Below are 13,175 nucleotides of genomic sequence, written 5' to 3'. Positions count from 1 at the left end.
TGTCGGGGACAGGCAGTGCTCTAGGAGAGCAACAGCGAGGTTGTCGCAAGCGTCTCGGTCATCTTCAGCTTCAGATGTTCCACCTGCATGGCTGCACGGGTGTACTGCACCCGAATAGCCTTCACCACCTCGGATTTGAGAGGGAATGAAAGCAAGACTTCTTCGTATCGTCTGGCAAGTTCTTTCACCTGGGTTTCTGCCTTTGTATACTCCGTTTTCAAGATGGACAGCTTGGCGAGCACCCGTTCGAGGTTCATCTGCACAGCATGCTGGTAACCCTGTTCAAGCTCTGCAACCAGTGACTTGACCGGTACGATTTTCTTGATTCGGTACCCATTGGTGCCTACAAATACAAAACCGCTTTGCAAGAGGCCCCTGCGGGCATTGTTGAGGGCGATTGAGATGCAATAGTTGGCTTCTTGAGCTTTACAGGAGGAGAGGCACTTCCATGCGCAACGGAAAGGGGGGCGTTTTCCCTCCTCGCTGTCGGTGATGAAGGTGTTGCGGATGGCTCTGCCGGGCATTCCTACAGGGCTCTTGATCAAGCCGATCTGTTCCTTGGTGCAATTGACGTAGGCTTGTTTGAATCGAATATCGGCATCGCACTCATCGGTGGCAACAAAACGGGTGGCCATTTGAACAGCTGATGCTCCGAGGGAAAGGACTTTGTACACATCCCTGCCGCTGTAGACGCCTCCTCCTGCGATCAGGGGGATTCTACACCCCTTGCTCTCTTCAAAAGGTTTGAGGGCCTCAACAATCTGAGGGACGATGGCTTCCAATTGATAGGCGGGGTCTTCAAGCTGTTCTTCAGTGAAACCGAGGTGTCCGCCAGCCTTGGGACCTTCGAAGACCACTGCATCGGGAGTGTCGTTGTAGAGTTTTGTCCACATGCGGAAGATCATATCGACTGCACGGGCTGAGCTGACAATCGGGGCGACTTTCACATTGGCCTTTCTGAGCGCCTCAACGGGCATGTTCTTGATCGGCAAGCCAGCTCCCATGAAAACGATGTCAACCTTCTCCTCTATCGCTACATCCAGCAACTGATGGAAGTCGTTGACCGCCACCATGATGTTCACCCCGATAACCCCGCTGCTCAGTTCACGAGCCTTGCGGATCTCCCGCCTGAAGGCCCTGAGGTTTGCAGCCTGACCATCCTCATAGTAATCGGGTTCCAATAATCCGATGCCGTTCGCTGCAATGACTCCGATGCCGCCGTTGTTGGCCACCGCACTTGCAAGTGAGGAGAGAGAGATGCCGACACCCATCCCACCTTGGACGATGGGGGTGGGAGCAACCAGGTCTCCAATTTTCAATGCCGGCCAGGTAGTCCTGGAACCGAGAATACGTTGGATTGTCCGCTCGATGGGAAGGTAGGCCTTACAGGCCTGTACTTCTTCCTTTATCCGGTTCAATATAGTCGAGAGAGATGTTGATTTCATTGGCATTCCTTGGGGACGTGCAAGTCCTTGATCTTAATTTAACATAAATACAAAATTTGTCAAAGTGTATTGCTTAACTATCTGCAAGCTCTCTGAAGCTCTTCACATTCACCTAAGCTCTGAGTTAGTATCGAAGTACCAGGAGAAAAGAAATGGAACCTGTTGCTGACACAGAACGCAGGCATTCGATTGCCTCGCTCGACTCAAGCATCCGAAAGCTGGAAAAAGCCCTCTCCAGCGTGCAACAGAACGTCGCTTCGACCACCGTGGTTTCCAAGAGGCTGCAGGCTCTCAAGATTGGTCTTGCCGCTCTTCAGATGCGCTGGGAAAACCAGGGGTACCCGTATTCAGCAGAAGAAACCAAGTATGTATGCAAATATGTATTTCCTCTCAATTGATGCACAATGCTGCGAGGTATGCAAGGGTCATTTTCAGCTTTGGGGAGTGCAAATATACCAATTGGCACGCTTGCCTACTTGGATGACTTCCACCTGTGAAAAGCAGCGGTCCAGTTCTGCTTTGCACTCTTGGAGTTCCCTTTGTGCATGCTTGATGAAATAAAAGTAGTCACCCCCCTCCAGATACTCAATCAGGGAAGTGAGGACAGAGCGGTTTGCGTTGTAGTCGTGGATGATGACGTAGTGCTTTGCCACCCGGCTCATCTGCCGATAGAGGCTCTTTCTCATCTCTTCTCTCATGCCATGGGCGACATAGCTTGCAAGAACAAGATCGAACTCTTTGTCGGAGAAAGGCAGGGTTTTGGTGGCATCGGCTTGGACAAACGTGATTGCTTCATTCTTCCTTCTTGCTATGTCCAACATTCGGGCAGCAGGATCGACACCGGTAACAGACAAGCCTCTCTCGCTGAGAGCACTGCACAATGCCCCGGTTCCACAGCCGACATCGAGGGCTGTCTCATACTTGAGAAATGACTGCATGGCGGCAAGCGTTTTTACATACCGTCGTTTTTGATAGGTGAAAAACAGGGCGTAAATAGGAGCAATGAAATTGAAGAGGCCGGTGCTGTCCTGACGATTTACGGCTCTTTTTTTCATTGCGGCTTCTTCTTACGGTACGCTGTATCTTGAAGCGGCAACGAGGTACGGAACTTGCCGTCGTAACGGTAGTATGCATTCTGACACGCCGGGGCGGTGGGGATGGTGGTCAACTCTCCCACTCCCTTTACTCCATAAGCAATGGGGTGCTTGCCTGGTCCTTCAACCAGTTTCACCTCAAGCGGGGGAACATCAGTTGAACGCAAGAGGCCGAGGGTTCCATAGCGCACATCAAGCTGTCCCTCCTTGATCGGGAAGTCCTCGGTAAGGCCGAATCCAAGACCCATGACCACTCCCCCCTCTATCTGCCCGGTAAGTGCCTGATGGTTCACCACCTGCCCTACATCACACGATGCAACCACTTTCTCCAGTTTTCCCTGTTCATCCAGAATGACTACTTGAGCTGAGTAGCTGTACGCCACATGGCTGACGGGATGTTTCTTGGTGGAATTGATAGGATCGGTAATGGATGTATACTCTCCACTGAATTCTTGTCCTTCCAGCTCCTCGAGTTTCTTGGTTTGCAGTGCTTCCTTGAGCTTGAGTGAAGCCCGTCGGACTGCTTCTCCGGTGAATACCGACTGGCGGCTTGCCGTGCTGGTTCCCGAGTCGGGGGTGCGAAGGGTATCGGGGTCCTCGACTACAATCTGGTCAGCCTTCAAGGAGCATGTCTGGCCAAGCATCTGGGTACAGACGGTAGCCACCCCTTGGCCCATACAGGCTGCACTGGTACGGATATGAACCTTGCCGTGCTCCACCGAGAGAATACAGCGGCCTGTATCGGGAAATCCCACACCAAGCCCACTATTCTTGAATCCGCAGGCAATACCGGCACGCGGTGATGAGTAATAAGCATCCTTTACAGCTTCCAGGCATTCGATGATACCGGTGTCCACACCGGCAATCTGTCCGTTGGCCATGGTATCGCCGGGTTTGAGGGCATTGAGACGGCGGATTTCGTAGTAGTCCATACCTAGTTCATCAGCGAGCAGATTGAGATTGGCCTCCACAGCAAAGCAGCTTTGGGTGACTCCGAAGCCTCTAAAGGCTCCTGCTGGTACCATATTCGTATAGATGGCCCGACCGACAACTTCAAAATTTTGGAAATTGTAAGGTCCGGATGCATGGGTGCAAGCTCGTTGAAGAACCGGGCCGCCCAAGGATGCATAGGCTCCTGTATTGGCATCGATGATTGCGCGCATGGCAGTAATGCGACCGTTTTCATCGCAGGCAGTAGTCATGTCGATACTCATGGGATGCCGTTTGGGGTGAACCGTCAGGCTCTCCTGACGGCTGAGTTTCACCTTCACCGGCTGCTTGAGAACCCACGCAGCGAGGGCGGCATGGTGTTGTACGCTCATGTCCTCCTTGCCCCCGAAGCCACCGCCGACAAGCATGCTGTGACAATGGACCTTATCGGGAGGCAGCTGCAGCATAAGGGAAATCTCATGCTGTTCATCGTAAATGGATTGGCCCGAGGTATGAACCAGCACTCCATCTTCACCCTCGGGAAGCGCTACTGCACACTCAGGTTCCATGAAGGCATGTTCGGTATAGGGAGTGGTGTAGACTCGGGTGATTACATGCTTTGCTTTCTTGATCGCCTCGTCCACATCACCGCGCTTGATATGCTCGCTGCTGAGGACATTGCCTCCGGCATGCAGGTGCGGGGCGTCGTCCTTCAAGGCTTCCTGCATGGAGAGTACAGGTTGTAAGACCTCATAGGAGACCGTAACAAGAGAGGCAATTTTCTCAATGGTTTCAGGATCCTTTCCCACCACCAGACAGATGGCATCCCCGGTATAGCGCGTGATTTCTCCGACGGGAATGAAGACCGGCCAGTCCTGCTTGATGTGTCCGATGATGTTGTGTGGAACATCGGCGCTTGTCAGAATGCGGACAAAGTCGGGATGCTTTTCAGCTTCGCGGCTGTCAATGGAAAGCACCCGCGCCCTCGGATGGGCCGAACGTACCGCTTTGGCATGCAAAAGCCCGTCTATGCGCAGGTCATCGGCATAGAGCCCTTTGCCAAGGGCCTTGATTTTTGCATCGACGCGCTGGTAGCGGGTATCGAGCCTGGGCTCTTCGTTGTGATCGGGAACAGTGAGGTTCTCCCGAAAATAGGTGGCGGCCATCAAGATGGCCTCCTCAATTTTCTTATAGCCGGTACACCGGCAGATATTGCCCTTTATTGCTTTTTTTACATCTTCCAGGCTGGGGTCGGCATTTTTATCCAACAAGCTCTTTGCGCTGATGATCATACCCGGGGTGCAATAGCCGCACTGAACAGCTCCTGCTTCTGCAAAGCAATAGGAATACACTTGTTGCTCACGTTCGCTCAGCCCCTCGATGGTGGTTACCGATTTCCCTTCAAGCTTGGAAAGAGAGATAGTGCAGGCTTTCGTTTTTACCCCATCGACCAGGACGGTACAGGTACCACAGGCACCCTCGCTGCACCCATCCTTGGTGCCGGTAAGGTTAAGGTTCTCACGGAGGAATCGAAGTAATTTCTTGTCCTCTCCATCATATTGTACAGGCTTTCCATTTACGCTGAATGCATACATAGCGTGCTCTCCATTGTCTGTTAAGGGTGGGAACAGGTGCTAGCCGCTTAGCGTCAGCATCCAAGAAGGGATGCCACGGTCTGTGATGCTATACGTTCACATTGTTTCGATGTCTTGTTGAAAAGTCAATATCTTGTTGCAGTATAAGACTTTTGTTGCATTATTTTGTTGCAGGAGTTCCAGTGCAAGGAACAAAGGCAGGAAAATGCAACAATCACTCCTGCCTTTGTTTCAAAACCTAAATTCGCTTCTCCCGGTTGAAGGGTTGCCCAAGAGCGGTCGGGCCGAGCAACTGGCTCTCCCTGCTGAAAGCAAGAACAACGATGACCATGACATACGGCAGCATGACGGCGAACTCATAGGGGAAATTGATTCCCTGTCCCTGAACGGCCAGCTGGAAGGCTTGCGCCAGACTGAACAGCAGGGCCCCTCCCATAATCTTCACCGGATGCCAGTGACCGAAGTAAACCAATGCTACAGCGATGAACCCACGGCCGGCGATGATCTCATCACTGAACATTTTTGCCTGGCAGAGGCTCAAGTAGGCTCCGGCAAGACCAGCCAGGGCACCACCGACAGCCAAAGCCTGGTAGCGCACCTTGTTGACTTGGATGCCGATCGAGTCGGCGGCCCTGGGGTTTGTTCCTACCGCCCGTACCCGCAGCCCCCAGGGGGTCTTGAAGAGGATGTACCAAGCGACAGGGACAAAGAGGAACGCAAGATAGACCAGCAAGTTATGACTGAAGAAAATCGGACCGAGGATGGGAATCTTGGAAAGTCCGGGGATTGGAAGGTTGCCGATGCCGGGAACCGATTGCGTTCCGCCGATGAAGTGGCGGAACAAGGTTCCTGCCGTACCGACTCCGAACATCTGCAACCCGATGCCCGCTATACCCTGCGGAGCACGGAAAGTGACTACGACAAACCCGAAAAGAAGGCCGAAGAGTGCACCCACAGCCATCGCCAGCGCCAGGCCGAGAACGTTGTAAATGCCCGGGGTGGGGCCGCCTTGTCCGATGCTGTACGGAATAAGCATTCCCAAAAAGGCCCCCATGGCCATGATGCCCTCACAACCAAGGTTGAAGATGCCGGATCGCTGGTTGAACATCTCCCCCAGGGAGGCGATAAGCAAGGCGACGGAGAAGGGTATGCCCAAGCTTAGGATGTTTACGATGAAGTTCATGCTTCCACCTCCTTGGATTTGCTGCTTCTTTTCTGCACTTTGCGCCAGACCTTCTCCATGAGATAGGGATCGGCGAGAACCATCTTTGTGGCAACGATGACGAGGATGATGATGCCCTGCAGCACATTCACCATGTTTGCAGGTACACCAACCATGCGCTGAGTCATATCGGCTCCAACGATCAGAAGGCCGAAGAAAAATGAGGCGGGAATGATTCCGGCCGGATGCAGGCCTCCGAAGAGGGCTACGACGATGCCCGAGAAACCGTAGCCGCCGGTAATTCCCTCGATGGCCCTGCGGTGGACGCCTGCAATTTCAATGGCGCCTGCCATACCGGCAAAGGCACCGCTGATCACCATGGCGATCACCAGGTACCATGTCACGTTGATACCGCCGTACTTTGCCGCCCGGCTGCTGGCCCCTGCTGCACGCATTTTATATCCGTAGCTGGTTTTCCACAGCAACAAGTAGATGAGCAGGGCGAGGATAAGGGCGAAGAACAAGCCGGTATGCAATCGGGTTCCGGGAAGGAATCGGTCCAGCCAGAGATTGCGCGAAAGGCGCATCGACTGGGGGGTGCCGCTTCCCATGGTGAGTTCGGCGGGGTCGAGCATCGGACCGCGCAGCAAAAAGGTATAGAACTGGGCGGCGATGTAGTTGAGCATTACGGTTGAAAGCAGCTCGCTGACCTGCAGCTTCGCCTTGAGAAATCCAGGAATGAAACCCCAGACTCCGCCGCTGATTGCCCCGGCAAGGATTGCCATCGGCAGCAGGACCGGCTTGGGTAGCTCGGGGAAAGCGAGGGCTACAGCAGTGGTTCCCAAAATTCCCATAGCCATCTGGCCTTCAGCCCCGATATTGATGATGCCGCTGCGATAAGCAACCGAGATGCCCAACGCAATAATGGTCAGCGGTATCGCCCTGAGAAGCACCTCGCTGAGCTGCAAGGTGGTTTTCAATGGTTCAAAGAGGATGACCCGATAGGTTTTGACTACATCGGCACCGATGGTCATCAGGATAATCGATCCAATCGTCATTGCTGCCAGTATGGCCAGAATGATGATGGAAACCTTGTAGAGTACCTTAAACTGTTTGGTCATCTTTCACTCCTGCCATCAAGATTCCCAGGCTGCGGCGGTTGGCATCCTTGCGGTCCAGAACCTTTTGGATCTGTCCCTTGAAAATGACAGCGACGCGGTCGGAGAGGTCAAGGATCTCATCAAGCTCTTCGCTGATGAGCAGTATCCCGATTCCCTCCCTTCGTTTCTCCAGAAGCTGCTTGTGGATGAATTCGGCAGCCCCGAGGTCCAAGCCTCTGATCGGGTAGACGGCTATCAGGAACTTTGGTTTTCGGGAAAGCTCGCGGGCAAGGATGACCTTTTGGATGTTCCCTCCCGACAACGATCCTGCTGCCACAGCGATGTTGGGGCTGCGGATATCGAACTTCACCCTCAGATCATTGGCATTCTTGTCGATTGCCTTGTTGTTGAGGAAGGAGTGCTTGGAGAACTCTTCTCGCTCGGCATCCTTGAGGATCAGGTTCTCCTTCAGCGAGAACGAAGGCACGATTCCCTCGGTGTTACGCTCTTCTGGAATGTAGCCCATCCCTGCCTGGATGATGTAGTGCGGACTCTTATTGGCGATATTCTCCCCGTAGAAGATGATCTCTCCGCTTTCCACCTTGCGCAGTCCATTGATGGCCTCGGCAAGCTCGCGCTGCCCGTTGCCTGAGACACCGGCAAGGCCGACAATCTCTCCACAGCGGATTGTCAGGTTCAAGTCCCTGAGGGCCAAAAAGCCTCGATCGCTCTTGACGTTGAGGTTCTTGATATCCAGCACCGGCGTCCCGTTGCAGGAAGCCTCCTCGTTCAGAGGCAGTTCAACTTCATGGCCGGTCATCAAGGCGGCGATGTCGGAAGGGGAGTGCTCATTGGTGTTCCCTTCAAAGACCACCGCTCCATGGCGGAGTATGGTGATCTTGTCCGAAAGGTCCTTGACCTCCTGCAGCTTGTGGCTGATGAAGATGATGGACAGTTCACTGCTCATGCGCTTGAGCAGCACGATCAGATCATCGGTTTCCTGGGGCGTGAGTGCACTCGTCGGTTCATCGAGGATCAGAAAGCGAGCGCCAAGGCAGAGCGTCTTGACCAGCTCGACACGTTGCTGCTCGCCAACGGAGAGTTGCCAAATATAAGCATCGGGATCCACGAAAAGCCCGTATTTTTTCGATATTTCATCAATGCGGTCCCGGACCATAGCCAAGTCGAGCTTGAAAAACGACCAAGCCTGTTTGTAGCCGAGGGCGATATTTTCCAGAACCGTCATATTGGGAACCAGCATGTATTGCTGGTGCACCATGCCCAAGCCTGCGGCAAAGGCATCATTGGGGGAACGGAAGTGTACTTCTTCCCCGTTGATGAGGATTCTCCCCTCATCCGGCTGGTACAACCCCATCAGGATGTTCATCAGGGTGGTTTTGCCAGCGCCGTTTTCGCCTACCAGTGCCAAAACTTCGCCCTCTCCGATGGAAAGGGTGATGTCGTCACTCGCCAAAACGCCGGGAAAGCGCTTGGTGATGTGTTCCATTCTGAGGCTTGTGATCTTCTTTGTAGTGAGTTCCATGGATTACAACCTCCGTGGGGATTCGAAAAACCAGTCATGCAGGGCTTTCCTGCATGACCGGCAGGGATGCACGATCAAAGCTTGGAGTAATCTACGGAAGTGTAGTTGACGGTACCGGGCTTGGCCTTGAAGGAAGCAATAGCTTCGTTGACCTTGTTCTCAATGGCGCCGGTATACTTGTCCTTCAAAGCAGCGTTGAATTGGAATACGAATCCGCCGTTGTTGAAGTTCATGGGAATGACTTCGCCGCCCTTCACGCCCTTGTCGAGTTTTTCGACAAAACCGACGATGACCGATGCATAGTTGTATGAGGAAGCTGCAATTACCTTGTAGCCTTCGGCGATGTTGATCTGGGCGATATCCTGACCAACCCACCAGATGTCCTGACTTCGGTAGTCGGCAACTGCGCGCAGGGCTCCGAGAGCCTGCTGGCTGGAACCGGTCAGTACGTCGGCACCGGCCCTGATCTGGGACTGGGCAATCTCACCGGCCTTCACGAAATCGCTGAAGGAACCTGAGTGAGCGACCATGACCTTGGCCTTGGGATTGACAGCCTGTACGCCGAGGACGAATCCGCGGTTGTACCGGGCGGCATCACCGGCGTCGACGGGGCCGACCAGACCGATGATATTCTTCTTGGTGGTCATGCCGGCGATGAGGCCGGAGAGGTAACCGGTTTCTTCACTTTCGGGCATGTAGGTGAAGACGTTCTTCGGTCCGATCTCTGCAGAAGTACCGAAGGCAAAGGAAACATCTGGATACTCTTCAGCCATTTCAAGGATGAGGTTCTTGTACTGTGCCCCGTGGGCGATGATGATGTCATACCCCTGGGCGACATACTGGCGGGCGGCGGAACCTGCATCGACAGGCTTCATCTTCTCGGTGTAGCTGTACTCGATGCGGCCGGGAAGCTGCTTCTGGGCTGCGAGAATGCCATCATGCATGGCCTGGCACCAGCCCTTGTCGTCAATGGTGTTTTCAATGATCAGTGCAACCTTGACTACGTTTGAGTCCTTTGCGGCTGCGGGTGCTGTTTCAGCTGCACCGGCTGCAAAGATTGCAGAGCCAACGAGCGCGAGACAGAGCACGATTGTCAGAATCTTTTTCATACAAGTTCTCCTCTGTAAATATCCATCCCGCCAGAGCGGGATTTGAAGCTTGATTCAGTATAGAGTGAGAAAGTTTGGCTGTCAAAAGAAATTGCGCGTTTTGCAGTAAATAATTATCTAGTTAATTACGCTAAGTATGATTTTTTACCAATAAAATTGCGAAATTTCATAATTTATTGTTGCAAATTTAGCGATTGCTCAATCTGTGAAAAGTTCTTTGCACCAACAATCTGGGCTGAAAACCTAGAAAATCGTACCCGGTCGGACCGTTTTTGCGTTCTTTGTTGCAACCTTTGTTGCGTACTCTACGGCCTGTTGCAAATTTGTACCTTTGTATAAGGACACCGTCAGGGCTGCGCTCAGACTGTCTCCGCACCCAATGGTATTTACTGCATTCACACGCTCAATCGGTACAGAAAAGAACTTGGCTGCCTGCACCCACGCATCCTCTTTGCCCCGAGAGAGCACGGTTGTCGTATGATAGGAGCGATAGATATATTCCAAAACAGGCTTGATTGAGATCTCGATCGAGGCCGTATCCTCCTGTTCCCCGACAGTCCGACCGAGGAACGTTTGGGCAGCCTCGCTGAGGTTTGGTTTGATGACATCCGGCCCGAAGGGGAGACAGCGCTTCAGGTCTTCTCCCTTCAAATCGAGCAGTACAAACAGTCCTCGTGTTTTTGCTTCCTTGACAAAATCGGCATAGAGGTTGGGCGAGTACCCGGGCGCCCGCGTTCCACAGATGATGAGGGCATCGCTTCTTTGGAGTGCTTCGCTGTAGAGGGCTCTGATCGGCTCTTCAGTGCTGCTGTCGACCGCATACGGTTCTTCCACCAGTTCGGTGGCCTTGCCATCGGCAAGTATGGTGGTACAGGTTCGAATCTCACTCTTGCTGTCCGCCCAAATAATTTCCACCTTGTCTTTCCTGCAAAGGTTCAGCATCTCCTCGGCCCGCGGTCCTCCGAGGTGGGTGAGCAACATACTCTGCTCTCCCAACTGGCTTACGATGCGGGCTGTGTTCATACCCTTGCCCGAGGCATCGAGATAGTGCTCAGAGGCACGGTTTACTTCCCCGATCTTGAAGGAGGTAAACCTCAGTGTATTTTGAAAGGTGGGGTTCAGGCAGACAGTCAAAACTTTCATTGAAGCTGTACCAGAATGCTGGCATGCGCCGGTTCGAGTTTGCGGTAGGTCACCCCGGTCTGGTCGAACATCCACTTGGAAGCCTTGGTGTTTTCAGCCTCGGCATACTTGTCGGAGAGGTAGACGACCTCCCTGATGCCGCTTTGGATGATTGCCTTGGCACATTCGTTGCAGGGGAAGAGCCCGACATACAGGGAGCAACCCTTGAGACTACTGCTGATGGCGTTTAAAATTGCATTGAGCTCGGCGTGGCAGACATACGGATACTTGGTGTCCAGCCAAGCTCCTTCGCGTTCCCAAGGGACTTCGTCGTCATTCACTCCTATGGGGAAGCCGTTGTAGCCCACTCCCACAATCTTATGATCGGGATTGACGATGCAAGCCCCCACCTGGGTGTTGGGGTCCTTGCTGCGCATGGACGAGAGGACGGCTACGCCCATGAAGTATTCGTCCCAGCTGATGTAGTCCTTACGTTTGGGCATTCTGATTCTCCTGTAAAAACTCCAAAATGGTATCGGTCAGTGATGCTTGGATTGAGTGGTAGGAGAGCAGGGCATGACGTGAGTGGTTGTAGTCTCCCATTTCAGTGGCCAGAAGACGGAAAGCCTTGCTGTTCTGCTCCCGTTCGATGATTTTCAGGTTTTTGAACGGTATGATGCGGTCGTTGACATCATGAATGCTGAAAAGCGGGCAGGTGATTTTACCCAAGTCTTTTCTTACCTTGCCCATGGCATGGACCAGGCTGATGCCGGGCCGGATGAATAATCCCCCGTAACCGTACCAATTGTCTGCACCATCGTCCCCCTTGCCGTTGCCTGCAACGATATGGGCGTTTATGGAAGCAACGAACAGCGAAAGGGTGCGTGCGAAGTACTGCCGCCAATCGGTGAAAACCCGCTCCTTGATGCTGTTGTAGACCACCGGGGCTGCGATTGTAACCAGCTTGTCAGGTGCTTTGTCCGTGTTGCAGTAGAGCTCGCCGAGCTTGAGGGTCATCATGCCCCCCATGCTGGTGCCCAAAACATACAGTGTTTGATACCTGGATCGAAGGTCCTCGTAATATCTGCAGAGGTAGTCGAACCACTGGGTGAAGGTGGTCTGCTCCAAATCCTTGGGATCGGTGCCGAAACCCGGCAGCAGCGGAACATATACGTCAAACCCTGCCGATTTGAACCGCTGTGCACTATAGCTGTACATCGCAGGAGTGGTCGGAAATCCATGGACCATAAGGATTGCAGTAGTGCTTCCTTGAGTATGGATTATACTTTTTGCCTCTTCGCAGAACACCTTCGATTCATCGGTTGTCAGCATGTGTGTCTGCTTGTCCCGGTACCCGACGAGGGTGGTGTTCCAGAGCACGAACAAAATGAGCAACAATACAATACTGATCCACATACTCAGTACTATACCCTACCACGAGGATGAAGAAAAGCAGGAATTCAGGGGGATGGGGGGAAGGACAGAGCGTAAAAGCGGTGATATGCTGAAATCATGCATACAAAAAGAGTGATTCTGTCTGGTTTTTTATTGGTAGCCCTTCTCCTGCCGGTATTGGGTGATGACGTATTTTCTTCGTATGACCAGGCGTTGGGGGTGCAGGCGGGGCGGCTTGCCGGAATCGGAGCCAGCTATCAAAAGTGGTATCCAGCGTTCGGGGTCCAGGTGGCAGGAGGGGCATTCTTCCATCCGAACATGGAGGAAGGACGGGACCGTTATGCCTGCAACATCGGCTCCGAGGTCCAACTGCCCCTGATAAGCCATACCATCAATTCATTTCTAGCCGGACGTGTATACCTGGTTGCTGGTCTTCATCATCGAAGCTATCAAAAAGCCAAGGATAGTGGCGGCGGGACATATGTGCCGGATGAGGTGGTGGTGCAGTTCGGAGCAGGAGCTGGTTTAGCTGTGGAGACGGTGTTGTTCGAGCACTTTTCCCTGACTACCGAGTTCGTCTATGTCGGGCTGTATACCGTAGAAGGGTCTTTGGATCTGGATATGTACCCGCAAGTAGCCATCCGCTATAGATACTAAAAAAAGGCTGTCTCACACCTGGT

General features: G+C 53.1%; 12 protein-coding genes. 2 read left to right on the top strand and 10 right to left on the bottom strand.

Features of this window, described 5'->3' with window-relative positions; translation table 11 throughout:
• Positions 1–20 precede the first annotated feature (20 nt).
• Positions 21–1,445, bottom strand: coding sequence for an NAD(P)H-dependent flavin oxidoreductase (locus tag B3F49_RS08410; RefSeq protein ID WP_293910378.1), 1,425 nt, complete (start codon positions 1,443–1,445; stop codon positions 21–23).
• Between the two features lie 152 nt (positions 1,446–1,597).
• Here B3F49_RS08410 and B3F49_RS08405 point away from each other — a divergent pair, with 152 nt between their 5' ends.
• Entirely contained in the window at positions 1,598–1,843 is a 246-nt protein-coding gene (locus B3F49_RS08405; protein ID WP_293910376.1) for a hypothetical protein, read from the top strand.
• Between the two features lie 33 nt (positions 1,844–1,876).
• Here the strand turns inward: B3F49_RS08405 and B3F49_RS08400 are convergent, their stop codons facing one another.
• The 9 genes from B3F49_RS08400 to B3F49_RS08360 form a co-directional block, all read right to left on the bottom strand.
• Positions 1,877–2,500, bottom strand: coding sequence for a class I SAM-dependent methyltransferase (locus B3F49_RS08400; protein ID WP_293910374.1), 624 nt, complete (start codon positions 2,498–2,500; stop codon positions 1,877–1,879).
• Positions 2,497–5,064, bottom strand: coding sequence for a selenium-dependent xanthine dehydrogenase (gene xdh, locus B3F49_RS08395; protein WP_293910372.1), 2,568 nt, complete (start codon positions 5,062–5,064; stop codon positions 2,497–2,499). The genes B3F49_RS08400 and xdh overlap by 4 nt, the downstream gene beginning before the upstream one ends.
• A gap of 238 nt (positions 5,065–5,302) precedes the next feature.
• Entirely contained in the window at positions 5,303–6,247 is a 945-nt protein-coding gene (locus tag B3F49_RS08390; protein WP_293910370.1) for an ABC transporter permease, read from the bottom strand.
• The gene (locus tag B3F49_RS08385; protein ID WP_293910368.1) at positions 6,244–7,347 is read right to left on the bottom strand and encodes an ABC transporter permease; all 1,104 of its coding nucleotides are present in this window, start codon (positions 7,345–7,347) and stop codon (positions 6,244–6,246) included. Before B3F49_RS08385 ends, B3F49_RS08390 begins: the two co-directional genes overlap by 4 nt.
• Positions 7,331–8,869 (bottom strand): ABC transporter ATP-binding protein, encoded by a 1,539-nt coding sequence (locus B3F49_RS08380; protein WP_293910366.1) that lies wholly within the window; start codon positions 8,867–8,869, stop codon positions 7,331–7,333. Before B3F49_RS08380 ends, B3F49_RS08385 begins: the two co-directional genes overlap by 17 nt.
• A gap of 74 nt (positions 8,870–8,943) precedes the next feature.
• The gene (locus tag B3F49_RS08375; RefSeq protein ID WP_293910364.1) at positions 8,944–9,978 is read right to left on the bottom strand and encodes a BMP family protein; all 1,035 of its coding nucleotides are present in this window, start codon (positions 9,976–9,978) and stop codon (positions 8,944–8,946) included.
• 243 nt (positions 9,979–10,221) lie between these two features.
• Complete coding sequence (locus tag B3F49_RS08370) at positions 10,222–11,121, bottom strand: 1-phosphofructokinase family hexose kinase (RefSeq protein WP_293910362.1); 900 nt, start codon at positions 11,119–11,121, stop codon at positions 10,222–10,224.
• Complete coding sequence (locus B3F49_RS08365) at positions 11,118–11,603, bottom strand: deoxycytidylate deaminase (RefSeq protein ID WP_293892295.1); 486 nt, start codon at positions 11,601–11,603, stop codon at positions 11,118–11,120. The genes B3F49_RS08370 and B3F49_RS08365 overlap by 4 nt, the downstream gene beginning before the upstream one ends.
• The gene (locus B3F49_RS08360; RefSeq protein WP_293910360.1) at positions 11,590–12,516 is read right to left on the bottom strand and encodes an alpha/beta hydrolase; all 927 of its coding nucleotides are present in this window, start codon (positions 12,514–12,516) and stop codon (positions 11,590–11,592) included. The genes B3F49_RS08365 and B3F49_RS08360 overlap by 14 nt, the downstream gene beginning before the upstream one ends.
• Before the next feature lie 96 nt (positions 12,517–12,612).
• Here B3F49_RS08360 and B3F49_RS08355 point away from each other — a divergent pair, with 96 nt between their 5' ends.
• Complete coding sequence (locus B3F49_RS08355; protein ID WP_293910358.1) at positions 12,613–13,152, top strand: hypothetical protein; 540 nt, start codon at positions 12,613–12,615, stop codon at positions 13,150–13,152.
• The last annotated feature ends 23 nt before the right edge of the window (positions 13,153–13,175 follow it).

It is taken from the genome of Sphaerochaeta sp. UBA5836 (assembly GCF_002432845.1).
Taxonomy (GTDB): Bacteria; Spirochaetota; Spirochaetia; order Sphaerochaetales; family Sphaerochaetaceae; genus Sphaerochaeta.
Note: the sequence above shows the minus strand (reverse complement) of the source record. Positions and strands in the feature narration are given on the sequence as shown.